This is a genomic window from Actinokineospora spheciospongiae, assembly GCF_000564855.1.
In the GTDB taxonomy this organism is placed as follows: Bacteria; Actinomycetota; Actinomycetes; order Mycobacteriales; family Pseudonocardiaceae; genus Actinokineospora; species Actinokineospora spheciospongiae.
In genome coordinates this window covers 45045-69633 of record NZ_AYXG01000004.1, presented here as the reverse complement: position 1 = coordinate 69633, position 24589 = coordinate 45045, and the positions used below count along the sequence as shown (strand labels likewise).

19 protein-coding genes are annotated in these 24589 nt (G+C 70.9%); 8 read left to right on the top strand and 11 right to left on the bottom strand.

Features of this window, described 5'->3' with window-relative positions; all coding sequences use genetic code 11:
* Positions 1-53: 53 nt before the first annotated feature.
* The 5 genes from UO65_RS00475 to UO65_RS35310 all read left to right on the top strand — a co-directional run bounded on the left by UO65_RS00475 (position 54) and on the right by UO65_RS35310 (position 3369).
* A complete protein-coding gene (locus UO65_RS00475) occupies positions 54-527 on the top strand; it encodes a VUT family protein (RefSeq protein WP_035277777.1) in 474 nt (157 codons plus the stop codon).
* Positions 524-1504, top strand: coding sequence for a deazapurine DNA modification protein DpdA family protein (locus UO65_RS00470; RefSeq protein ID WP_233427382.1), 981 nt, complete (start codon positions 524-526; stop codon positions 1502-1504). Before UO65_RS00475 ends, UO65_RS00470 begins: the two co-directional genes overlap by 4 nt.
* Entirely contained in the window at positions 1495-1698 is a 204-nt protein-coding gene (locus UO65_RS37755; protein WP_052020315.1) for a helix-turn-helix domain-containing protein, read from the top strand. Before UO65_RS00470 ends, UO65_RS37755 begins: the two co-directional genes overlap by 10 nt.
* Before the next feature lie 100 nt (positions 1699-1798).
* Positions 1799-3037 carry a tyrosine-type recombinase/integrase gene (locus tag UO65_RS00460; protein ID WP_063935842.1) on the top strand — a complete coding sequence of 413 codons (1239 nt, stop codon included), beginning with the start codon at positions 1799-1801 and terminating at the stop codon, positions 3035-3037.
* A gap of 62 nt (positions 3038-3099) precedes the next feature.
* Positions 3100-3369 (top strand): hypothetical protein, encoded by a 270-nt coding sequence (locus tag UO65_RS35310; RefSeq protein WP_152551903.1) that lies wholly within the window; start codon positions 3100-3102, stop codon positions 3367-3369.
* 268 nt (positions 3370-3637) lie between these two features.
* On the opposite strand, the gene UO65_RS00455 is transcribed toward UO65_RS35310, so the two are convergent.
* From UO65_RS00455 to UO65_RS00405, 11 genes are read right to left on the bottom strand one after another with little or no spacing between them, the layout of a single operon-like run.
* Complete coding sequence (locus tag UO65_RS00455; RefSeq protein ID WP_035277637.1) at positions 3638-5521, bottom strand: ABC transporter ATP-binding protein; 1884 nt, start codon at positions 5519-5521, stop codon at positions 3638-3640.
* A complete protein-coding gene (locus UO65_RS00450; protein ID WP_035277636.1) occupies positions 5518-7314 on the bottom strand; it encodes an ABC transporter ATP-binding protein in 1797 nt (598 codons plus the stop codon). The genes UO65_RS00455 and UO65_RS00450 overlap by 4 nt, the downstream gene beginning before the upstream one ends.
* A gap of 13 nt (positions 7315-7327) precedes the next feature.
* Positions 7328-8530 (bottom strand): serine hydrolase domain-containing protein, encoded by a 1203-nt coding sequence (locus tag UO65_RS00445; protein WP_035277635.1) that lies wholly within the window; start codon positions 8528-8530, stop codon positions 7328-7330.
* Positions 8531-8540: 10 nt separating this feature from the next.
* Positions 8541-9365 carry a TauD/TfdA family dioxygenase gene (locus UO65_RS32885; RefSeq protein ID WP_052020313.1) on the bottom strand — a complete coding sequence of 275 codons (825 nt, stop codon included), beginning with the start codon at positions 9363-9365 and terminating at the stop codon, positions 8541-8543.
* A 46-nt stretch (positions 9366-9411) separates the two neighbouring features.
* The gene (locus tag UO65_RS00435) at positions 9412-10383 is read right to left on the bottom strand and encodes a Gfo/Idh/MocA family protein (RefSeq protein WP_152551902.1); all 972 of its coding nucleotides are present in this window, start codon (positions 10381-10383) and stop codon (positions 9412-9414) included.
* Complete coding sequence (cs1, locus tag UO65_RS00430; RefSeq protein ID WP_035277631.1) at positions 10380-11354, bottom strand: clavaminate synthase Cs1; 975 nt, start codon at positions 11352-11354, stop codon at positions 10380-10382. The genes UO65_RS00435 and cs1 overlap by 4 nt, the downstream gene beginning before the upstream one ends.
* Positions 11355-11380: 26 nt before the next feature.
* Entirely contained in the window at positions 11381-12763 is a 1383-nt protein-coding gene (locus UO65_RS00425; protein ID WP_063935841.1) for an NDP-hexose 2,3-dehydratase family protein, read from the bottom strand.
* 41 nt (positions 12764-12804) lie between these two features.
* Positions 12805-13740, bottom strand: coding sequence for an NAD-dependent epimerase/dehydratase family protein (locus tag UO65_RS00420; protein WP_035277629.1), 936 nt, complete (start codon positions 13738-13740; stop codon positions 12805-12807).
* A complete protein-coding gene (locus UO65_RS00415; protein ID WP_035277627.1) occupies positions 13737-14882 on the bottom strand; it encodes a PLP-dependent aminotransferase family protein in 1146 nt (381 codons plus the stop codon). Before UO65_RS00415 ends, UO65_RS00420 begins: the two co-directional genes overlap by 4 nt.
* A gap of 42 nt (positions 14883-14924) precedes the next feature.
* On the bottom strand, positions 14925-16076 hold the full coding sequence (locus UO65_RS00410; protein WP_035277625.1) for a glycosyltransferase family protein: 1152 nt from the start codon (positions 16074-16076) through the stop codon (positions 14925-14927).
* A gap of 39 nt (positions 16077-16115) precedes the next feature.
* Positions 16116-17354, bottom strand: a complete 1239-nt coding sequence (locus UO65_RS00405) for a PLP-dependent aminotransferase family protein (protein ID WP_052020307.1) — start codon at positions 17352-17354, stop codon at positions 16116-16118.
* 382 nt (positions 17355-17736) lie between these two features.
* Here UO65_RS00405 and UO65_RS38795 point away from each other — a divergent pair, with 382 nt between their 5' ends.
* From UO65_RS38795 to UO65_RS00390, 3 genes are all read left to right on the top strand, one after another.
* Positions 17737-18081: a response regulator transcription factor gene (locus UO65_RS38795; protein WP_084175181.1), complete on the top strand. Its 345-nt coding sequence runs from the start codon at positions 17737-17739 to the stop codon at positions 18079-18081.
* 86 nt (positions 18082-18167) lie between these two features.
* Positions 18168-20483: a xanthine dehydrogenase family protein molybdopterin-binding subunit gene (locus UO65_RS00395; protein WP_052020305.1), complete on the top strand. Its 2316-nt coding sequence runs from the start codon at positions 18168-18170 to the stop codon at positions 20481-20483.
* A gap of 1 nt (position 20484) precedes the next feature.
* On the top strand, positions 20485-24564 hold the full coding sequence (locus UO65_RS00390; RefSeq protein WP_035277623.1) for a non-ribosomal peptide synthetase: 4080 nt from the start codon (positions 20485-20487) through the stop codon (positions 24562-24564).
* The last annotated feature ends 25 nt before the right edge of the window (positions 24565-24589 follow it).

Here is a 24589-nt window from a genome sequence, read left to right as displayed (position 1 = left end):
CGGTGTTGTGTCCGGCGGCATCGAGGCCGTCGGTGGTGCTCGGTGTGGCGGCGATGATCGGATACCTGCTTTCGGTCGTCGCCGCCAACGTCGTCTCGGTGCACTGGTCGCCGTTGGCCGGTGGTGGGTTGCTCATCCCGGCGGGAACATTATTCGCCGGGGTGAGCTTGACCGCCCGGGACCTGGTGCACGAGGTGTGCGGACCGCGTGGCGTGGCCGCGGGCATTGTGGCCGGGACCGGGGTGTCCGCGGTGCTGGCCTCGTCGCAGATCGCGGTGGCCAGCGTCGTGGCCTTCGTCCTCTCCGAAGCCCTTGACGCCGTCATCTACACGCGGGTTCGACACCGCACGCGCTTGGGAGCTGTCGCGGTGTCGAACGTGGTCGGACTCGTGGTCGACAGCGCGGTGTTCGTCCCGTTGGCCTTCGGTGACGTGGCCGCCGTGCCCGGTCAGATCCTGGGCAAGACAGCCGCCACGGCGTGCACCCTGCTCGCCCTGCACGCCGCGGGTCGGATGGTGCGGCCGTGAGGTTCTACCTGGGAACCCATCAACCCGCCTGGCTCGCCCGCGACCTCGGCGTCCCCTTGCTGGTCAGCCATCGGCGCCTCGCCGGGCGCCGCAGCCTCCCGCGGGCGAGCGGCCCGTGGGCACTGGACTCGGGCGGCTTCACCGAACTGTCCCTGCACGGCCGGTGGCGCACCGACGCGGTCGCCTACGCCACAGCGGTGCGCCGCTACGCCACCGAGATCGGCAACCTCGACTGGGCCGCACCCCGCGACTGGATGACCGAGGGCTCGGTGCTGGCCCGCACCGGGCTGAGCCTGAGCAGCCACCAGCGTCGCACCGTCACCGACTACCTGCGGCTGCGCGACCTCGCCCCGGACCTGCCGTTCATCCCGGTCCTGCAAGGCCAGTCGATCACCGATTACCACCACTGCGCCGACCTCTACGAACGCCACGGCGTCGACCTGGCGACGCTTCCTTTGGTGGGGGTTGGGAGCGTGTGTCGCCGCCAGCACACCGCCGAGGTCGAAGCCATCGTCCGCGCCCTCACCGCCCGCGGGTACCGGCTGCATACCTTCGGCGCCAAGATCCTCGGCCTCGACCGCTACGGCGACACCATCACCTCCAGCGACTCGATGTCCTGGAGCTTCAGCGGACGGTACGTGCCCGGCTGCTCCCCCACCCACCGCAGCGAATCGAACTGTCTGGGCTTCGCCCTGTCCTGGTACCGGCGCGTCACCCAACGCCTGGACTCCAGCCCACACACCGACACGAGCAGCACCAGCACAGTGCCGCAGGCTGAACGGAGTGACCCATGCAGCACGGCAAAACACCCACCAGGCGGATCGCCGGCACCCGCCGGCCCGGCATCGGCGACCCCGTCGCGCCCCGGCGGCCTCTCACCGGCGAAGCGCCGCCCACCACCGAAGCGCACCCCCACAACCGGGCGACACCACCACCGCGACCGAACGCAGCGCCCGTGGACTCCCAAATGCTGCTGACCCCGGAACAGGCCGCCGCACTGCTGCAAGTCCGCCCGTCCTGGCTGCGACGCAAAGCAGCCGCCCGCGCGATCCCCTGCCGGTACCTGGGCAAGCACCTGCGCTTCACCCACGCCGACCTCACCGCGATCGCCGAGCAGAGCGCCGCGGGCACCACCGGAGACCCTCGCACCCGCGGGCACCGCGTCCCCTGATCAGGGAACCTTCGGTGACACCGCTTGCCCTCCTCGGCCCCACCACGGGTCCATACACCCGTACCCCCGAACCGACCCAACCGAAGGGCGACGAACGACGATGGCCTACGTCGAACCCGCCGGACCCGACTCCTGGCGTGTGCGCTACCCCAAACCCGACGGCAGCCTCGGCTCCCTGTCCGGCTTCACCACCAAAACCGAAGCCGAGAACACAGCACAAGAGATCACCGTCGACCAACGACGCGCACAGTTCATCGACCCCGACGGCGGGAAGACCACCCTCACCGCGTGGGCCACGGAGTGGTTCGACGCCCTCGACGTCGGCCCGAACACCGAACGGCAGTACCGCAGCTTCTGGAACAACCATCTCACACCCCACTGGGGCCAGCACAGCCTCGACTCCATCACCAACCTGTCCATCCGCGCTTGGATGAAGACCAAACACCACGACGGCTACGCCCCCACCACCGTCGCCGCCATGGTCAAACTCCTGTCCATGATGCTCTCCGACGCCGCCGACGAGCGCCTCATCCACGCCAACCCCTACCGCCCCAACCGGCGCGGACGCCGCCGCCGCGCCACACCCCGCGAACGCGTCCACACCACCCCCGACCGCGCCCTGCGCATCGCCCTGCACGCCGCCACCCTCGCAGGCCCCTGGGCCGCCATCCTCCTCATCACCGCCGCCTGGACCGGCGCCCGCTGGGGCGAACTACTCGGCCTGCAACGCCACGACCTTCACCTCGTCACCGGGCACATGGTCATCGACCTCGACGAGGGCAACCTCCTCGAAATCGACGGCAGGTTCTTCTTCGGACCCCCGAAGACCGACGAGTCCGCCCGCACCATCAGCCTGCCTCCGTTCCTGGTCGTCCTCTTGCAACACCACCTCGCCACCCACGACCACGACTTCGTCTTCCTCACCCCCAACGGTGATCACCCCCGCCGCTCCAACTTCTCCCGCCGCGTCATGCGCCCCGCCGCCGACGGCACCCGCAACCACCCCGACCACTGGCCCACCCTCCCACCCGTCCAACCCGGCCTCACCGTCCACGGCTTGCGCCACAGCCACAAAACCTGGCTCATCGCCGACCTTATCCCCGAAATCGCCCAAGCCAAACGCCTCGGCCACCGCATCCCCGATAAGATCGAGCACCTCTACAGCCACGTCGCCCCCGAAGTCGAAACCCGCCTTCTCGACTCCCTGCAACGCCGCTGGAACGACGCCCTCTTCACCGTCACCGGCCTCCAGCCGGACAACCTGCCCATCCCGTTGATCGGAGCACCGCCTGCGCCGGATGTTCCTCGCTCCCTCCGGCAGCTACGGCGGACCAGTTGATCCCGTGGCCTGCAGTTCGATCGTGGTTCGCTTCAAACGACAGCTTTCCCACCGGTGAGGCCATGAACAGCAACCTCACCGTGAAGATGGGCAACTACAACCACGGCCGCTACCTGCCCGAACTGCTCGACCTCGTGGTCAGCGGCATGGTCAACCCCACCGCCTTCATCACCCAGCACGAGAAACCGATCCGCGGTCAGGGCCTACGAGACCTTCGACCGCCGCAAGGACGGCTGACTCAAGGCCATCCTGGACTTCGCCTGATCAGCATGTCCCCCGCCGCACTCGCTGAACGAGGCGACCGCGGATCGATGCCAGAGCCAGCACGGTAATCAGGCGCGCGTCGTGGATGCGTTGGGCGTCGGTGTAAAGGCGCGACTGAGCGGCGAGCAGTCGCTGCGCACCGGCACCCCCGTCTCCGCCACCGCCCCAATCCCTGCCAGGTTGGACAGCGCGAACTCCCACGCCGTTTCCGCACCGCTTGCGCCCATCACCCCACTATGGCACCGGTTCGGGACCACGCTCACACACCGGATCCCACCACGACCCTCCGCGCGCGACCACACGCGCCCCGACCTCACAGCGCCGGCGAAAACCATCTCAGCGGAGGCTTTCGTTCCAGGCGCGGTACATGTCGGCGAAGCGGCCGCCCGCAGCGACGAGGTCGGCAGGGGCGCCGTCTTCGACGATGCGGCCGTCGGCCATGACCAAGACGCGGTCGGCAGTCTCGGCGGTGGAGAGGCGGTGGGCGATGACGACGGCGGTGCGGCCGTGCAGCGCTGTGCGCATGGCGTACTGGACGGCGCGTTCGCCGGGAAGGTCAAGGGAGCCGGTCGCCTCGTCGAGGATGAGGACGGCGGGGTCGGCCAGCAGGACGCGGGCGAAGGAGACCAGTTGACGCTGGCCTGCGGAGATGCGACCGCCGCGGGCGCGGAGGTCGGTGTCGTAGCCGTCGGGCAGGGCAGTGATGAAGGCGTGCGCGCCGACAGCTTCGGCGGCGCGCACAACCTGCTCCCTCGTGGCCCCCGGGCGACCGATCTCGATGTTGTCGCTGACGGTGCCGGAGAACAGGAAGGGTTCTTGGGCGACGATGACCACGGCGCGGCGCAGGTCCGCGTCGGTCAGGTCGCGCAGGTCGATGCCGTCGAGCAGGACCCTGCCGGTGGTCGGGTCGTGGAAGCGGGCGAGCAGCTTGGCCAGGGTGGACTTGCCCGCGCCGGTGGCCCCGACCACGGCGACCGTGCTGCCCGGCCGGAGTGCGAGGTCAGTGCGCGGGAGGACCTCGCCGCCGGTGCGGTAGGCGAAGGAGGCAGCCTCAACGACCAAGGCGCGCCCCGGTCCCGGTCCGCGCGGCACGGGCAGCTCGACCGGGGTCGCGGGCGGGGGGACACCGGGGCGTTGCAGTAGCAACCCGGCGATCTTCTCCAGGGAGGCCGCCGCAGCCTGGTAGGAGTTGAGCAGCATCCCCAACCGGTCGATCGGGTCGTAGAGCCTGCGCAGGTACAGCACCGCCCCGGCGAGCACGCCGAGCTCCAGCATCCCCGTGGCCACCCGGTAGGCGCTCCACAGCATGAGCACGGCCACGGCGGTGTCGGCGACCAGGCGGGAGAAGACGATGTAGCGGGTCATCTCCAGGGAGGCGTCCCCGCTCGCCAGCTCATGGCGCCGGTTCACGACGTCGAACGCCGCGTCATTGGCCCGTTCGCGGCGGAATGCGCGCACAGTGCGGATGCCGTTGAGGGTCTCGGCGAGCTTCACCACGACCGAGGCGGTGGCGGTCGACTTCCGGCGGTAGGCGCGCATCGAGCGCCGCTGCAGCGACCGGACGAGGCGGACCAGCACCGGAGTGGATGCCAGCGCCGCCACACCCAGCTGCCAGTCGAGGTAGAGCAGCACCGCGGAGATGTAGAGGGTGGACAGCGCGATCTCAACCAGGTCTTGAAGGCCGTTGTGCACCAGCCCGCGCAGGTTCTCCACGTCGGCGGTGGACCGGGAGATGACCCGGCCGGAGGTGTAGCGGTCGTGGAAGTCGACGCTGAGGTCCTGCAACTGCCGGAAAATCCGGGTGCGCAGGCCCAACAGCACATCCTGGCTGACCCGCCCGGACTGCCGGACGAAAGCGTACTGGGCCCCACCCGCCAGCACTGCGGTCAGCAGGTAGGCCACCGCGACAGACAGCAGTGGAACCGGGTCGCCGCCCCGCAGGGCCGGGACCGCGGTGTCGATGGCGACGACCACCAGCAGCGGGCCCGACTGCACCGCGCCCTGCTGGAGCAGGACAAGCAGGGCCGAGGCCCACAGCCTGCGGGAGTGCGGACGCAGCAGCGACGCGAGCAGCGCGCGCGAGGACCCCGGGGGCGTCGGTAGCCGGTCCTGGTCGAAGGGGGCCTCTTGGTCGTCGGCCAGGGTGCTGGCCGCGGCTTGCTCGGGGGCTGCGCGCCGGGGCCGGTCCGTGGCCTGCCCGGTGGTCGTCCTGGACGTCATCGGTCGTCGCCTCCTCCCCGCAGTTGCGGGCCGCTCCCCATCAGGTCGGCGTACTCGGTGTTCTCGCGGAGCAGCTGCCGGTGGGTCCCGACCGCAGCGATCCGGCCTCCCGAGAGCAGTGCCACGCGGTCGGCCAACAGCACCGTCGAGGGGCGGTGGGCGATAACCAGGGCCGTGGTGTCGGCCAGCACGTCGTGCAGGGCTGCCTCGACCAGTACCTCGGTGCGGATGTCGAGCGCCGAGAGGAAGTCGTCGAGGACCAGGTAGCGCGGGCGGGCGATGATGGCGCGGGAGAGCGCCAGCCGTTGCCGCTGGCCGCCCGACAGGCGAGACCCCCGCTCCCCGACCTCGGTCCGCGCGCCCTGCGGGAGGGCGGCGACGAACGCGGCGGCCTGCGCCACCTCCAGCGCGGACCACATGTCTGCCTCGCCGAGCCCGTCGCCGCCGAGCAGGACGTTGTCGGCGACGGTGGTGGCGAACAGGGTGGCCTCCTCGAAGGCGACGGCGACCTCGGTCCGCAGCCGCTCGCGCGGCATGTCGGTGATGTCGACGCCGTCGAGCAGGATCCGCCCGCCGGTCGGGTCGTGCATCCGGGTGACGAGCGCGGTGAGGGTCGTCTTGCCGCAGCCGGTCGCGCCCACGACTGCCACCGTCTCACCCGCCCGGACGCGCAGGTCCACTCCGCGCAGGACGGGCGGGGAACCGGCGAGGGCATCCGGGTAGCGGAACTCAACGCCCTCGAACACCAGCTCGCCGGGTCCGGTCCGGGTGGTGGTGACGGCAGTCGGCTTCGGCTCCCGCTCCCCTTCCTCGGGCTCGTCCAGCACCTCGAAGCAGCGCTGGGTCGCGGCGGCGGCCTCGTTGCCCATCGCCAGCAGCGATCCGATCGACTCGACGGGCCAGCGCAGTGCCAGGGCCGTGGTCAAGAAGGCGACAAGCGTGCCCGCTGACAGGTCGCCGCCCGCGACCTGCGCCACGCCGATCACCAGTGCCGCACCGAGCGCGAGTTCGGGGAGCAGGGCGCTGGCGGCGCGGACCACCGCCAGCTGCCGCGCCTTGTCCAGTTCGGTGTCGCGGATCCGACCGGCCAATCCGACCAGGGTGTCGATCTGATGGCGCTGGCGGCCGAAGCCCTTGATGATCCGAATGCCCAGGACCGACTCCTCTACGGCGGTGGCCAAGTCCCCGCTCTGGTCCTGCGCCCGCAGCGAGGCCACCAGGTACCGGGACTCGAACACGGCGCAGAGCACCAGCAGCGGGACCACCGGGGCCAGCAGCACCATGCCCAGAGTCCACCGCTGGGCCAGCAGGATCGCGTAGCCGCCCAGGATGGTTGTGCCGTTGACCACCAGGTACATCAGCGGGAACGACAGGAACATTCGGATTTGGTTGAGGTCGCTGGTGACCCGGGACAGCAGCTGGCCCGACGACCACCGGTCGTGGAAGGCCATGGGCACCCGTTGCAGGCGCGCGTGCAGCAGGGCGCGGAACGAGGCCTCGACCCGTGCGAGCGGCCGGGCCAGCACCCAGCGCCGCAGCCCGGCCAGTACCGCTTCCGCACCGCCCATCAGCAGCAACACCGCGCCGCCCGCCCACACGCCGGCGAGGTCGCCGGTGGACACCGGCCCATCGACCATCCACTTGAGCACCAACGGGATGGTCAGGCTGGCCCCCGTTGCAAAGACGGCAGCGCACACCGCCGTGATCATGTGCACGCGTACGGGTCGGATCAGCGGCCACAGCCGCAGCAGAGTGCGCGCGGCCGAGCGCCGCAGGGCGGGGGTCGGGGTCATGGCCTACTCGCGGTCAGTCGTCGATCGCCTGGTAGGCGGCGGTCCAGAAGTCCTGCTGGAACGCCACGTCGAATGGCCGCTGCAGCATGAGGATCAGCGTCATGTCCTCGGCAGGGTCGTTGGCCCACGCCGTTCCGTACTTGCCGTACCAGCCGTAGCTGCCCGCCGAGGGGCCCAGGTTCGCGCGCCGGGTGTGGACCTCCATTCCGAAGCCCCAGCCGTAGTCGTCGTGGTGGTCGACCGGCCAAAACCAGCGCGACGCCGCCTTCTGCGCCGAGGTGAGCTGGTCGCTGGTCATCAGCGAGACCGCAGGCCGGGACAGGACCCGCTGGCCGCGGTGGGCACCGCCTGCGAGCAGCGCGGAGGCGAACGCCAGGCAGTCCTCGGCGGTGGAGACCAGCCCGCTGGCCGCCGCCTTGAACGCCGCAGGCTGCCTCCACACCCCCGCCGATCCCGGCTCGACCACCAGTTCGCCCGCGGCGTCGTGGATGTACGGGGTGGCAAGCCTGCCTACCTGGTCCTCGTCGACGGTCAGGGCGGTGTCGCGCATCCCGAGCGGTTCGCAGATCCGCTCGCGCAGCACATCGCCCAGCGACATCCCCGTCGCCCGGGAGATGAGCACGCCCATCGCGGTGGGGCCGGTATTGTAGAGCCAGCGCCTGCCCGGCTGGCAGACCAGGGGCAGGTCCCCGACCCGTCGGATCCACTCGTCCGGGGTCGGGTCGGGGTCGCCCGGCCGCTCAACCTGGCCAAGGGCCTCGATCGCGTCGCAGACCGGCACGGTGCCCGGCTCCGCAACGATCGTCCCGGTGCCAAGGCGACAGGTGAGCAGGTCGCGCACGGTGATCGGGCGCTCAGCGGGGACGGTGTCCTCCAGCGGCCCGTCCGGGTCGGCGAGCACGGTCATGTCCGCCAACTCCGGCAGCAGTGGGTCGACCGGGTCGTCGAGGCGCAGCGTGCCGTCCTCGATGAGCGCCATCGCGCAGGCCGCGACGACCGACTTGGTCATCGACGCGATGCGGACCAGGGTGTCGGGCCCCATCGCCGTGGTCGACCCCGGGCCGTCGAAGGCCAGCATGCCGGTCGCCTCGACGTAGACCTCGCCGCGCCGGGCGACCACGGCCACCGCACCCGGCCCCGCCCCGGTGTCGACGTGGCGCTCCAGTACGTCGCGCACACGGCTGAGCCGCTTCTCCGAGAATCCGCCTCTGGTCACGTCCTACTCCTCACTGCGGGGTGGGGCCGTCGGCGTAAAGCGCCCTGATCAGGTGACGGGGAGCGGCTGGGGTGTCCTCGTAAGGCTGTCTGCCGTGGGAGAGGCGGTCGTTGCGGAAGATCAGAGCCTCCCCGGGGCGCAGCGACACAGCCAGGCGGTACCTCGGTTCGCGCGCGGCGGCGCGCAGGAACTCCAGCCCGCGGCGCAGGCCCCCCGGCGGGCCCTCGGCGAAGTTCCAGGTGCATGTGTCGTTATCGGTGTAGCGGGTGGTCCAGGCACCGAAGCTGTCGCGCGCGAAGACCGGGCCGTCGGCGTCGACGCCGATGGCCGGGATGGTCGACCGGCGGTTGAGCGCCTTCGGCGACTGCATCGCCAGCGCCGCGTCGGGGTCCAAGGCGCGCAGCTCGGCGAAAGCGGCCAGCGAGTTGAACAGCAGGGTGTCGCCGCCGCGGTGCGCCGCCCGGACGCAGTAGAGAATCGTGGTCTTGATGGTGCCGATTTCGTCGAGCAGGCCGTCGACGTGCCAGGCCTGGCCCGCGGTGGTGCTGAACCCGGGGTGCCGGTCGCCCGGGTCGCTGCGGATGTGGCTGTAGGCGGCCGAGTACGCCCGGGTCTCGGGGTACCGGTAGAGAGCGGGGATGTAGGGGGTACCCAGCCCCAGCGCGGCGGCCACGGCCGCGAGCGCGTCGTCGGGCGGCTGCGACGGCGCGAGCGCGGCCACGGCGAACCCACGCTCCTCGGTGGCGCGGGTGAGTGCCGCAGGCGCGTCGCGGTCGGGGAATGCGATGCGCCCTCCGCACTGCGGGTCTCGGAAGTCGGTGTGCAACTGCTGCACGCTGTCGCCTCCTCTGGCGAGCTTGGTGGTCGAGCGGATGTGAGGCTCAGGTGCTCCCGGCCCCGGAGGCGGCCCGCGTCAGGCGCGCGAGTACCCGGGCGTCGCTGAGCAGGGGTTCCATCAAATCCCCCGATCCCGCGGCGATGGCCGCGAGAACGTCCGACAGGAAGGCGGCCATGCTGTCGGCGGGCTCGACCGTGTGCACGCGCCGGTCACCGCCCACCTGGACCACCACCTCGACCGTCATCCCTGGCGGCGCGGAGAACGGGCGTTGGACCTCGATCGCGAAGCCGCGCCCCAGCAGCCGGACGGTGTTCTGGTAGGCCGTGGTGAAGCCGAACTGGCCGACCACGGTCCGGCCGCCGGGGTAGCCCGCCAGCAGGCTGAACGACGTCGGAAGCCCGTCGGCGGCCCGATCACCCACGACGGCGTTCACGCTCTCCGGCTCCACGCCCCATAGCACCCGGCCAAGAGACACCGCGTAGGGACCGTTATCCGCCAGTGCGCCGCCGCCCCGGAGTCGGTCGTGCCGCCAGTCGTCCGGCGGCACCGGCGGGGTGAATACCGCCACCGCCTTGGTGATCTCCGCGCCGAAGTCGGCCAGGGTTGACTCGACCACCGCGAACGCCGGGTGCCACGGGTAGCAGGTCGCCTCGGCGAGGACAAGCGACGACGAGCGGGCCAGCTCGACCAGTTCGACGGCGGTCGCCAAGTCGGGCAGGGCGGGCTTGTCGACCACCACGTGGTGCCCGGCTCGCAGCGCGAGGCGGACGGCCTCGGCGTGGTCGCCGTTGGCCGAGGAGACATAGACGAGGCCGGGCCGAGCCGCCGTCACCGCGTCCCGCCAGTCGCGATGCAGACGGCCGAGCTTCGCCACGTCCGCGAGGTCCCTGGCGTCCGCGTGCGCGCTGGCGACATCGATCCGCGTGATCCCTGGCAGCGCGTCGGCGGCGGGGAGCACGCGGCGGCGGGCGAATCGCGATAGGCCGATCAGCAGGAAGTCCATACGGCGGATCAACGGCGGGGGATGAAGGGAATGATCGCGCCCGGCCGCTCGCCGCCCTCGAACTGGCCGTTGCGCTTGGTGCGGACATAGGCACGGTGCAGCCAGCGGTCCCGGCCGTCCCAGCGCGCGCTGAACGGCGCCCGCCCGTGGGCAATCCGAAAGTTGTCGATGACGAGCAGGTCGCCCCGGGTGAGCAGCACCGGCTCGGTGACAGCGGTGAGCGCGGCCGACAGCGCGTCCAAGGCGGCGACGTCCTCCTCGGTCTCGGCGGTGAGGAACGACCGGTTGAAGCTCACGAACGGGTCGTCCGGGTCGCCGTAGAGCGGTTTGACGTTGGCCGTGGCACCCGGGTCCGCCGCGTCGAACTGCCGGGTGAAAACCCGATCGAACAGATGGCTGCGGACCTCGGGACTCAGTAGAGGCAGCGCCTTGCGGATCGAGCCGACGAGAGTGGCGGCCTTGCCCTCATGGTCGCCGCGGGAGCAGGACAGCAGGATGTAGTTGGGCTGGTGAGCGTGGTGGGACAGGTCCGTGTGAAACTCCAGCTGGATCGTGGACGTCCCGCCGGAGAGGTGGTGGGCCTCGGGCGTGGGGTACAGCTCATGCAGCACGGTGATCGAGCGGCGGTTGCCATAGCCCTGGTCGTAGGCGGTGAGCAGGCCCAGTTGGCTGCCGATAAGGCAGAGCATGGCCTCCATCGACAACAGCGGCCGGTCCTGCGGCGGCGGGCTGGCCGTCGGGGTCGCGGGCAGGTCCTCGTCCGGTTCCACCGGCAGCCCGCGCAACAGCAGGTAGCCGTCGACATTGCCATTGTCGTTGAACTCGTCGACGCGGTCGCGCAGCTCGCTCGGCAGGCGCTCGGCAAGGCGCACCGACTCCTGGAAGAAGACGTCCAGGTCTGCGCGCGGCACCCCGGGCAGCGCCGAGGCGAGCTCGGCCAACTCTTCTCGGAACGGCGAACAATCAATAGTGGAGGCCGACATGGTGCCTCTCCCTTCTGTCATTGCCCTCAGAGCAGGCAGGTGATCAGGCTGCGGGCCTCGACGTTGACGTAGTAGCCAGAGTGGATCAGGCGGTTGAGCAGGCCCAAGGTCATCCACCGGTAGTTGTCCGGGGCCTCGACCGGGCGCCCCTCGGGGACCTCGACCACGACGTGCGTCGTGTCCGCGCGTGCGAACCGCCCGCCGTCCTCGGACTGCACGGCGTTCAGCCGCATCCAAGCCGCGGGCGCGTCCAGGTACTCCGCGAGCGGCGGGACGTCCTCCGGGCCGTCGTAGCTGCTCGGGGTCAGCTGCACCGTCGCGGCCAGCTCCAGCCGGTCGGTGAGCCCGGGCTGCACCATCGCCTGGACGAGGACCCGCAGCACCCCGTCGCGGCGCTGGCAGACCAGTCCGACCACGTTGGCGCCCGTCGGCGCGAGCATCGGCTGCGACCAAGCGTCGACCTCGCGGCTGGTGGCCGTGATCGACAGGCCGATAATCCGGAAGAAGCGGTCGTCGCGGTGGCGGATGGCGGCGCCGCGGTCCCACTCTTCCATGTCGCACAGGCTGATCCGCCGCACGTCCAAGGTGAACTTGGCCTTCTGGTCGATCAGCCAGGTCATGGCTGCGGCCAGGTCCTCGTCGGAGCGGCCGCTGCCGTATGACTCGACGACTTGGTGGCGGAAGGCGTCCTCGACATCCCCGTGCGCGCCTGGGTCGTCGTCGGGGGCATAGGAGATCCCGGACAGCACTGTGCGCGCGTTCATGTTGACGCGGTTGCCGCGTTCGAGCTGGCGCCGCAGCTGCCCAAGGGTCAGCCAGGCGAAGTCGTCGGCGACCTCGACGTCCTCGTCCTCGGGAATCTCGATGATCATGTTGCGGTTGCGCTTGTGCAGGTACCAGGAGGCGTGCTCCGACAGCAGCTGGTCGAACACGACGCGGCGCCCGGCGTGCTCGCGGAAGTAGTGGAGGTACGGGGTCTCCCGGCCGCCGTGCACGCGCTGGTAGTTGCTCGGGGTGGCCTGCACCGTCGCGGCGTACTGGACCAGTTCGCTGTTGCCGGGCTCCATCTTGGCCTGCATCAGGAAGTGCTGCACACCGTTGATGCGCTTGACGAGGATGCCGAGAATGCCGATCTCCGGTTGGATGATGATCGGCTGGCACCAGTGCCGCCGGGGTCCGAAGTCCGTGCGGATCGACAGGCCCTCGACGGCGAAGAACCGCCCGGACGCATGGGCGAGGCGGTCGCCCATCCGCCAGTTGGGCAGCGCGTCGAGCGGCACTTCCTCGATGCGGTAGTCCGAGGACGCCGACCGCTTCTCCAGGAACTCATCGGGGTCCGGTGTTTGCTCAGTGGTCGGGGTCAACGACGACGCCAGAAATCCGTCGGACCGGGGTGCCTTGGCGGGCATGGGCGGCTCTCTTCCGAATCGGCGCTGCGGCGGGACGGGGGTCACTGGTGGTCGGGGAGCCCACCCGCCGCGGTTGCGCGGGCCATCCGCTCGATCCCGGCGGCGAGGTCCAGCGGAGTGAAGTCGACGACCTTCCGCAGCAGCGACAGGTCGACCACCAGCTGACCGGTGTCGGTGCGTGCGTTGGGACCAGGGGTGGTGGTGATGGTCGATCCGGTGGCGACCTCGACTGCGGCCAGCACGTCGGTGATGGAGCTGCCCTCACCGCTGCCCACGTTGACCGTCGCAGGCGGGTCGCCGTCGAGCAGGTCGAGCACTGCGGCCACGAAGTCGTCGATGTGCAGGAAGTCCCGCCGCTGCCGCCCGGTGCCGTGGAGGGTGAACGGGGCCCCGGTCAACGCGCTCCAGAAAGCCGCCGACACGACGCCCTGCCCGCGCGAGCGGGGCAGCAACCTGCCGTAGATGTTCGCGCAACGCAAGGAAAGCGTCGACAGTCCGTGCACCCGCGCGTAGTAGGCCATGTACTCCTCGCCGACGCGCCGCGACATGCCATAGGGGGAGGTGGGCTCGCCGGGGTCGGACTCACTCTTGAGACCGTCGCCGGGGGCGTACACCGCGCCCGCTGAGGAGAGGAAGACGACCCTGGTGTCAGGCTTGCGCGCGCGGACCGCCTCGCAGAGTCCGATCACCAGTGACAGCGTGCCCATCGCGTCGGCGGCGGGCGCGGCGGCTGAAGGCAGCGGGAAGTGCCCGCCCGCAGCGATGACGACGGCCTCGACGCCGTGGTCCAGAGCCTCGGGCAGCCGTTTGACGCCGTCGCCGTCGAGCACGCGGAGCACGCCCATCCCGGGGTCGGCCCGCTGGGTGTCGTAGGGGTCCGACCGGCTAATGGCCGTGGCGTCCCAACCACGCCGTGCTGCGCCCGCGGTCAGCGCGCTGCCGAGGAACCCCGCGCCAATCACCGCGATCCGCCTCACCGGCTCGCCTCCAGGCCCACGCGCGGGGCGTCACCGCTCAGCAGCTCGGTGAACCGGCGAACCAACTCCTCCTCGCCGTCGGCGCTGAGCGCGCGCGGGTCGACCTCCAGCAGTCCGACGTGAAGCTTGAAGTCGCGCAGGTGGATGGCGGGCTCGCCCGAGACCATCTCTTCGACGAGCCGCTCGGGGCTCCGCCCGGCGGCGACCGGGTCGATTTCAAGCAGAACGCGGTGGATCATGCGGCCGGAGTCGTCCTGGACGATGCTGGCCGACAGGCCAGGGAGCCCATCGAGGCGCGCGGCGAGCTTGGTCATCCGCTCCCGCTGCGCTGCCGCGCGTTCGCGCTCGGGGACGGCGATGTACTCCCGGACCGCCTGGAGCAGGCCAAGCAGGTTCTCCTTGCCGACCTTCATCGGTCGAGCGATGCCCGCGTACTGCATCCGGCAAGCCCGCACGAGGTCGGCCCCGCCGCAGATGAACCCGGAGGTCGGGGCGCCCAGCGTCTTGGGCCCGCTGTAGATGACCAGGTCGGCCCCGCTGGCCACCCAGCGCCGCAGATCGCTCTCGCCCGCGGCGTCGACGATCACCGGCACGCCGTGCTCGCGTCCCAGTTCGACCAGCTCCACCAGGGAAAGGCCCTTGCGGTGCACGGCGTGGGTGGTGGAGGTGACGTAGACGAGCGCGGCGGTCCTCGGGGTGATGGCGCCCGCCACGTGGTCACGCGAGGTCCCGTTGACCGCCCCCACCTCGACGACGCCGCCGCCGCCGAGGGCGATCATCTGCGCGATCGGCGCGCCGCCATAGCTGATGGAGTGACCCTTCTGCAGCACGACCTCGTTGGGTCGGTCACCCGGGTCTGGCAGACGCTGGACGCGGGTAAGGTCCGTGCCCGCCACGCAGGCGGCCACCGCGATCGCCATGCCCGCGGCGGCCCCGGTCACCGGGCACGCGTCCTGGCTGCCGGTGACCCCGGCCAGGAAGTCGCCTGCGGCCCGCCAGAACCGATTCAGGTCGATGTGGGACCGGGCGGCGTTGCGCATCGCCGCAATGACGCCGTCGCTGAGCGTGCAACCGCCGAGGGGAGTCGAGTTGGCCTGCGCGCTGACAACGGGTGGGACGCCAAGGTCCCCGTACTCCAACATGCGGCTCCATTTCCTTACTGTTGACATCCGGATGGTGCGGACTCAGCCCCGGCGCAGTTCCTCGTCCAGCCAGTCGGCGAAGGCGGCGGTGCTGGTTTCATAGAGCCGCTCAAGCCGCCTGCCCGGCGCGGCGACCGCACCGGTCTTCACTGCCTGCAGCGCGTCCGCCAAGCTCTCAGGGCTGGGGTCGCGCAGGACGACGCCCAGTCCCTCGCTGGCGACCAAGTCGCCGGAGATGCCGTACGGGTCTATGACCGTGGGGATCCCGTGCAGCCAGGTGTCGCGCAGGCGCAGCCGGGTGCCGGTCTCGTTCTCGACCCCGGGTTTGGCAACGCAGACGTAGGCCTGGGCCGCCTTGACATACTGGTCGCGCTCGGAAAGCGGCAAAGCCTCGGTGCGCAAGTACACGCGGTCGGCGAGGGCCGCGTCGGCGATGGCCTTGGCGACCGAATCAATGGTGGCCCGAGTGTCCTCGGTGGGCGCCGCGTGCAGGTAGGCGGCGGTGGCGTCCACTCCCCGGTCACGGAGGACCGCCATGGCCTCGACGAGCATGAGCGGCTGGAAGAATGCCCAGATGCCACCGGTCCACAAGAAGTCCGCCAGGTGGCGCGGCACGGCGGCGTCCGCCGCCGCAAGCCCGCGCCTGCTGAACCCGACCGGCACGGTGGTGACCAGGTGGTCGAGGGTCCAGGAGCGGACCATGTCCGGTGGGGTGATCCGGCCGAACGCGCACAGGGTCGACAGCAGTGCCGCGCGCTCGACCTGCGAGCGGCATAGGAAGTGGTGGGCCACCTGCAACAGCCGTCGGTAGGCGCCGAGGAATCGCTGGTGCTCGCCGGTCGGGTCAGGACAGGCAAGCACGGACGGGTAGCCCATGTGCTCAAGGGGCGCGCGGCACTCCCCGACGATCACCTTGCGATGGGCGACGGCAAGCTCGATGCGTTCACGGTCCGGGGTGTCGAAGAACAGCACGGCGTCAGCGGCGGCGATGGCCGGCTCCGCGGCGCTCGGCGGGACAAGGTCGGCAGCGCCAAGGTCGACGATGTCGGGGGCAGGGCGGGCAATCACGCGCACTGCATGCCGGTCGCCGAGGGCCTGGGTGATCTCGACGAGGCGCTGTCCCGCGCCCGCGATGGCGGTCTCGGACAAGGAGTACGATCCGGCGTCAACGACGATGGTGTGGGAAGGGGCCATCGGTCTACGCGCACCTCCAATCGGGGTTCGGCTTCGGGGTCACGCGAACTCGGCGAAGTAGAACGGCGGTCCGCACTGCTCGCGGACCCGTCTGCCGCCTCCCCCGCCGTCCGGAGCGCCGGAACGTGCGTGGGCGAACTCCTTGACGAGGGCGTGCACGGCGGGTTCGCGCCCGCCCGCGAAGGTCAACTCGTTGAGGCCTAGACGCAGCACCGGACCCGCAAGTCCCGGTAGGTCCACCTGAACGTTGACCCGGATCCCGCTGCGGTACAGGCGTTCGGAGAACTCGTCGGTGCGCTCGGCGTCGCCGAGCGTGACCCAGACCTGGTGGGTACTCGTGGTATGACCGTCTTCGTCGGCGGCGACGTCGAACCCGTCGGCGGCCAGCAACTTGCTGAACAGGCGGGCGTTGTCGACGACCTGCTCGGCGTAGGCCTGGCCGAAGTGGCGGAACTCCGCAGCGGCCAGCCCCAGCGCGAGGGTCTCGGCGAAGTGGTGGCTACTGAGCAGCGTGAACTGCGCGGCCTTCACCCGCTGGTGCAGGTCCGGGTCCCGGGTGAACAGGGCGCCCTTGTGCGGCCCGGGGAAGCTCTTGTGCGTCGACCCGCCCATCGAGTTCGCGCCCAGATCCAGCGGGTTGCTTAGGACGCCGCCGAGAATCAAGCCCATGGTGTGGCTGCAGTCGACGTGCAGCAGCGTCTGTGGAGAGACGGCCCTGATGAGGTCCGCCACGCCGGACAACTGCAGCTCGTGGCGGCTGTTCTGCAAGTCCAGGTATACCAGCCGCGGTGAGTGGGCGCGCAGGACCGCTTCCAGGCGCCGCTCGTCGACTTGGCCGCGCAGCACGGGGACGGTCGCCGAGCGGAAGCCGAGCCTGCGGGCGAGGTCCGCGGTGGCGTAGTGCCCGCCGGAGGCCACGTCGACGGAGACCACCGTGCCGCCCGGCTCGCCGCCGAGCCCGGCCATGGCGATCATCATCGCCGACAGGCCGGAGATGGGGCGCGCGTTGACGTGCGGGGCGCGGGCCAACTCGCTGAGGTGGCCCAAGGCCAAGTCCACCTCGACCCCGGCCGCCTCCTGCCCGCCGCGAAACTGCCAGAACCCCGGGTCGAACGCTTCGTTAAAGAAGTAGCGGTTGTAGTAGTCGGTGGCCAGCGGCAGCTGCGCCAACGGGGACAGCCTGTTCTCGCTGGGCACGAGGTTGACGGCGGCGTCAGCGGCTTCCCGCTGCGCGCGGAACCCCGCTGCCAGCTCGCGCAACTGCCGGATGTCTGTCATCGCCTGGCCCCCAGAGTGCTGTGCCCAGCCTGCGGGTCGCGGAGCGCAACCACGCACCATTCCTCCGAACGACTTCAATTCTTGGCGGTGTGGGGAATCCCTGACTACTGGCTCTTCGACGCCGGCTGGTCAGCCAACGCTGCGATAACGCCGAAAACGTGCACGAGAGGAGCATCGTCAACCCCTCGCACAGATCACACAATCGGCGCAATCCATTTCACGATGCGGAAGTTCCGCATTCCACATCGGACCCGAAGAACCCGGAATAATCCACCTGCGAGTTTGACAGCCGAAAAGGATGATGGGATCATTCTGATCGCAGGCAACCGAGTGCAGCGCATCGCGCTGACCAGGGGGACGGAGGCTGCTTCCACGATCACCCATGTTCCGGTTGACAAGCGACCAGACTTCCACAGCACGACCTCGGTGTAGATGGAGCAATGCGTTGGGAAAGACTGCCAAGCAGGTGGTCGAGATCGGAGAACTCCACTCCAGGATGGCCACCTTGAGCGACCGGGAAAGCGAAGTGCTCGACCTGGTCACCACCGGGATGACCAATCGGGGCATCGGTTCGGCCCTGGGCATCACCGAGCGGACCGCGCGCGAGCACATCGCCCGCATCATGCTCAAGCTCGGGGCCGGGTCCCGGGTGGAGGTGGCCGTCATGGCCACCAGACGCGATCTGCTGCCTCGGGCGGAGGCCGCCGACCGGCATGAGCCCGGCTGACCCCTCCCGGTGGCCCACCGTCGGCCGCTTTGCCTTGGCGAAAGGGCCACTAGCCCAGCCGGGAGCGCAGCGGAAGCATCAAGGACATGATCACCAACGCCGCGCAGGGGACGCGAGGACCGTCCTTCGGCACCCGGGTGCATCGGGTCGAGGACGAGACGTTACTCACCTCGGGCGGGACCTACGTCGACGACCTGCGCGTGCCCGATCTCGCGCACGCCGCGCACGTGACCTTCGTGCGGTCGCCGTGGGCGCACGCGATCGTCACCCGGGTCGACACCGCTGCGGCACTGGCCCACCCTGGCGTTGTCGCCGTCTACACCGCGACGGACCTGGCCGACCTTCCCGCGCCCCCACCGTTCCAGCGCGCGGAGGACGGTACGTCCCTGTTCGCCGAACCGCTGCTCACCGGGTGTGGGCAGCGGGTGCGGCACGTCGGCGAGCCGGTGGCCCTGGTTCTGACCACCTCGCGGTACGCGGGCCCGGACGTCGCCGCCTTGGTCAAGGTCGATTTTCAGCGGCTGCCCGCCGTCGTCGGCCCCGCACAGGCGCTGCGGGGCTCCACGCTGCTGTTCGAGGGCACCGGGACCAACGTCGCCGACCAGCGCGACCGCGACACCTACGACGACGCCCCCTTCGCCGACGCGGAGGTCGTCGTCGAGCAGGAGATCACCAACCACCGCGTGGCGTGCGTGCCGATCGAGGGTCGCGCCACCGCCGCGGTCTCCGACGGGCGGCGACTCACCGTCTGGCACAGCAGCCAGAATGCCCAGCGCTGCCGCAGCTCCCTGGCCGCTGCCTTGGGCGTACCCGTCGAGGCGATCCGGGTGGTGATCCCCGACGTGGGCGGCGGGTTCGGTGCGAAGATCGGCATCGACCGGGACGCGATCGCCGTCGCCTGGGCGGCGTGGCGCAGCCGCGGCGCGGTGCGCTGGGCGGAGACCCGTACCGAGAACCTCCTGGCTATGACCCAGGGCCGGGCCCAGCTCAACCATGTCACCCTCGCGGGCACCCTCCAGGGGCGGATCACCGCCTACCGCTTGGACGTCGTCCAGGACGCGGGGGCCTACCCCCGCACCAGCACCCTGGCCCCGGTGACGTGCCGGATGGCCCCCGGCGTATACGCCATCCCCGAGGTGCAGACCGGATTCCGGGTGGTAGTCACCACCACGACCCCGGTGAACAAGTACCGGGGAGCCGGGCGGCCGGAAGCCACCGCCGCCATCGAGCGCGCGGTGGACCTGTTCGCCGCCGAGATCGGGTTGGACCCGGTAGAGGTCCGCCGCCGCAACTTCATCCCGCCGGAGGCATTTCCGCACCGCACCGCGACCGGGGTGCGCTACGACTCGGGGGACTACGCCGCCGTGCTTGACCAGGTCCTCCGCGTCGCCGACTACCGACGCCTGCGGACCGAGCAGGCCGCGCGCCGCGCCAGCAAGCACCGGGTCGCGCTTGGCATCGGCATCGCCGTGTTCGTCGAGATGACCGGCGGCGGCGGGGAGACGGCGAAGGTGACCGTGGATGCCCGGGGGCGGGTCGCGGTGCTGACCGGCAGCTCAGCACAGGGGCAGGGTCACCAGACGTCGTGGTCGATGCTGGTCGCGGACGCGCTCGGCGTCGCGATTGCCGACACCACCGTCACGCACGGGGACACCGACCTCATCCCAGAGGCCGTCGGCACATACTCCAGTCGTTCGCTGCAACTGGGCGGCTCAGCGGTCCACCAAGCCGCCGCCGCGGTGCGCGATCGGGCCCGACCGCACGCTGCAGCGCTCCTCGGTGTCGCCGAGGACGATGTCGTGCTCGACACCTGTTCCGGGCGGTGGCACCCCGTCGCCCAGCCCGACCGCGGTGCGGCGTGGTGCGAGGTCGTCGCGCACGCCGGGGGCCCGATCAGCGCCGAGGTCGAGTTCACCGCGGAGCACCCGACGTTCCCCTTCGGCGCGCACCTCGCGGTGGTCGAGGTCGACACCGAGACGGGCAAGACCACCGTGCTGCGCCACATCAGCGCCGACGATGCGGGGCCGATCCTCAACCCGGTCCTGGCCGAGGGGCAGCGGCAGGGCGGTATCGCGCAGGGCATCGCCCAAGCGCTGTTCGAAGAGGTGCGCCACGACGACCAAGGCACCCCGCTCACCGCTGCGCTCGCCGCCTACGGGGCCGTGGCCGCCCCCGACCTGCCCGACTTCGAGCTGGAGGTCAGCCAGACGCCCACTGACGTCAACCCACTCGGGGTCAAGGGGATCGGCGAGGCGGGCACCATCGGTTCCACCCCGGCCGTGCACAACGCGGTCGTCGACGCGCTCGCCCACCTCGGTGTCCGGCACCTCGACATGCCGCTGACCCCCGACCGCGTCTGGGCGGCGATCGCGACCGCCGATGACGAGCAACGCGGAGGCTGACATGTCCGACCTCACCACCGTCCACCGGTTCGCTCTGCGCGGCGGGGTGGATGACGACAGGCTGTTCGCCGCGCTGCGGGCGGCGGCCTGGAAGCTTCCCGCCCTGCGCATGTGGGCAGGCGACCTGCCGGTGCGCGTCGTACGCGCCGCGGACACACCGGCGCGCGAAGTCCTGCTGGATGAGGCCGCGATCCCCTTGACGTCGGCGGACCCGGTACCCGCCCGCGCGACGCTCGTCCACCACTCCCCCATCAGCCACTCCCTCCTCTGGACCGTCCACAGGGGAAAGTGGGGCTCGACCTCAGTCGCGGCCTTCATGCGGGAGGTAGCGGCCTGCTACGCGGCCACCACTGCACCGGATCCCGCCCGCCTCGACCCCGGCCACTGGGACCGGCCACGCCGCGCGGACGAGTCAGCCCCGGCGCACAGCGATGTGGCGCTTTGCACACGGGATGAGGCCACCGCGCTCACCGACCTCGCGGGCGCGGTCGGCGTCGACCTGCCGACGGCGGTGTTCGGCCTCCTCATCCTTCTGGTGGCCCGGTGGGACCGCTTGGACGAGGTGACGATCGCCTGGGGCGGGGCCGTCACCACCGCAGTCGACCTCGACCTCGACTTGTCGGCCTTCCTCACCGCGGTGGGGACCAGCGCCTCCGCAGTGGGCGAACGCGGAGTGCCGGACCATCGACCAGCTGTCGCGTACACGTTCGACGACGTCCGATCGCTCATGCGCGACGCCGTCCTCGACGGCTGCCAGGTGAGCCTCGAGGAGGTGGTTCCCGGCGCGCTGGACGTCGACGTCGCGTTCGCGATCCGGCAGTGCGGCAGCGGTCTGGAGCTGCTGGCGCACCACCGCGGCGACCGCGTGGGCGTCGAGAGCTTCGTCGAGTCATTCGGCCACTTGGTCCGCGTCGCGTGCCGCGGAGGCCGCACCCCCGTCGGGCAACTCGGCATCGTCAGTGACCGTCAGGCTGCCGTGCTCCGGCGGATCGCTGACGGCGGCCCGCCAACCACCGGTTCCGCCGCGACCGTGCTCGACGCGGTGCGCCGCCACGCCGCGGAGCAGCCGGACTGCGTGGCCGTCCGCCACGACGGTCGCGCACATACCTACCGCGACGTCCTCGCCGTCGCCGAGGCCATAGCCGCTGACCTGGCCGCCCTCGGCGTCGGACCTGGGTCACGGACCCTGCTGCTGAGCAGCCAAGGCCCCGAGGCCATCAGCGCGGTCCTGGCGACGGCCGCGGTGGGCGCCGCCTACGTCCCGCTCGACGTCGAGGCCCCGGTCGAGCGGCTGGCGGCGATCACCGCGGGGGCAGGCGCCTCGGTGCTGATCGTCGGCGCGGGCGCCCATCACGCCCATGACCTCGCAGACGGCTCCATCCCGGTCCTCGACATCGGGGCAGGCAGGCCGCGCGGCAGCGCGGCTCGGCCCACCGCCCGCTCCGCCAACCCCGACGATCCAGCCTACGTGATCTTCACCTCGGGCAGCACCGGGACGCCGAAGGGAGTCGTGGTGGGGCAGCGCGCCCTCGCGCACTTCGCCCACGAGATCGTGGCCGCCTACAAGATGGCGCCGGGTGATCGGGTGCTGGCCTTCGCCCGCCCGAGCTTCGATGTCTCGGTGTTTGAGGTCCTGGCGACGTTGTACGCGGGCGCCACGGTCTGCGTCGCCACGGTCGAGCAGCGCCGAGATCCCATGCTGCTGCGCGACTTCATGCGCGGCGAACGGGTCACGGTCGCTGAGCTGCCACCCGCGCTCATGCCGCAGCTGCGCGGGGACTACCCCGACCTCCGGCTGGTGTCGGTCGGGGGCGAGGCGTTCCCGGGGTCATTGGTCGAGGAGTGGGCGCGGGACGGCCGGGAGTTCTGGAACGGCTACGGGCCGACCGAGACCACCGTCGCGGTGACCTTGATGCGCTGCGACGGGCGGTGGTCGACGCCGCCGCCTATCGGACGGCCCCTGCCGGGTCTGCGGACCCACGTCCTGGACGACCGCGGCCAACTCCAGCCGCCAATGGCACTGGGCGAGCTGTGCGTCGCGGGACCGAGCCTGGCCGACGGTTACCTCGACCGCCCCGACAGCGGTTTCTGCTTCGTCGACGCCGTCGGCGAGCGCGTCTACCGAACCGGTGACCTGGCGCGGTGGCGCCCCGACGGCAACCTCCAGTTTCACGGACGCAACGACCGCCAGGTGCAGATCAACGGTTTCCGAGTCGAGCCGTCCGACGTCGAACAGGGGTTGGGCGGGGCGGAGGGTGTGGCGGCGGTGCGGGTGGAGCTGTTCGACCACCCCTCCATCGGCCGGGTGCTGACCGCGTTCGTGGTCCCCGTTCCGGGTCGAACGGCGCCAACCACGGCGGCGCTGCGCCGGCATGCGCGGACGCGGTTGCCCGAGTACGCCGTCCCCCGTCGGTTCGTAGCGCTGCCGGAAATCCCGCTCACCGCGCACGGCAAGGTTGACCGGCACGCGTTGGAGCGGCTGCTGGTCGAGCACGACAGGCCGGACGCGAGCCACATCCGGCACGACCTCTCCCCCACCGAGCATCTGCTGGCCGTCGAGTTGGTCGGTCCCGTGCTCGGCACACCCGCCCCGGACCCCGAAGCCGGTTTCTTCGAGCTTGGCGGCAACTCCCTGCAGGCCACCCAGGTTCTGGGCGGGATCAGGGAGGTTTTTGGCGTGCGTCTGAGCGTCACCGACTTCTTCCAGAACCCGACCATCCGCAGCCTCGCCGTGCGGATCGACCACGCGCTGCCCCTGGCGCCGGGCCGGACCCGACCAGACCACCAGGAGACCGCGGCGGAAAGTGGTCAGACCTTCCCCACCATCGCCTTCCAAGAGGAGGTCCTCGAGATCGCGCGCGATCGGCCGTACACCCGGAGCGCGGGCCTGCACCAGGTCTTCACCCTTACGGGCCAGGTGGATCCCACGCGGCTGCGGAACGCGTGGACCGCACTGCAGCAACGACACGACGCATTGCGGACCACGTTCGTCGAGGTCGGCGGACGCTGGCGCCAGCGGGTGGGGACGCGTACGAGCGACCTTGCCATCCGCAGCGGCGTGGTCGACGCCCGGACCGCGGTCGAGGCCGTCGACCGGCATCGAGCGGCGGGGTTCAAACTGGCTGACGGGCCGCTGGCACACGCGGAACTCATCGTCGGCGCGGGCGACGCGCACGTCCTGGTCCTGTCGTGGCATCACATCGTCGTCGATGGCTACTCCCTCGGGGTGCTGTGGGACGACCTGTGCCGGTTGTACGACACCGCAGCGGCCGGGCCCGCACCGATCCAGCAGAGCGACTTCGCCGTGCGCCAGGCGGTGTCCCGCCGAGCCAGGGCGGTCGAGGTCGCCGACGCCATCCGGTCGCGGCACTTCGAGGCGTTGGGCGGGGCCGCCGCGCCACCGCGCCCGGCAAGCGCGGACCTCGGCGCGGTCACCCTGCGCTGGAGCCGCGAGGAGCGGGAGTCGCTGGTGCGAGGCGCGGACGAACAGGGGCTCACCCTGCACATGCTTCTGCTGGCGTCCTACCGCTGTGCCGTCGAGGAATACGGCCTGCTCGCACAGCACGCTCCTGTGTGGACACCCATGTCCGGCAGGCTGTCCGGTTCGTGGGGCCGCAGCGTGGGCATCTTCATGAACCTCGTCCCGGTCTTCGGCTCGGTCGAGCACTCCCCCGACGGTGGGGCCTCGGTCGGCGCGCTGCGGAGCGGGTGCATCGACGCGCTGGACCGCCAGGACGTACCGCGCAACGACTTGGTCGAGCTGGTCCCGGAGCTTCCCCGGGCAACCGCCCTGTTCGCGCTCCAGAACAGCTCGCCGGGCACCGCAGAGTTGGTCGGCACCCGCCGGTCGGTCCCCGAGTCACCCGGTTTGCCCGCCGCAGCCCCGATCCTGGAGTTCGACAGCCCCGTCGACAGCCTGTTCCTGACGGCGCTGTCGGTCGAGTCCTCGGCCGACGGAGGCCTTGTCGGTGTGTTCGAGCACGATCGCGCCCGCGTGGACCCGGCCACCGCCGCAGAGGCCGCGACCCGCGTCCGTGACCGGGCCGCTAAGATGGCGACCGGGTGGTTCCGCGATGCCTGACCAGACCCCGGTCCCCCAGGCGTTC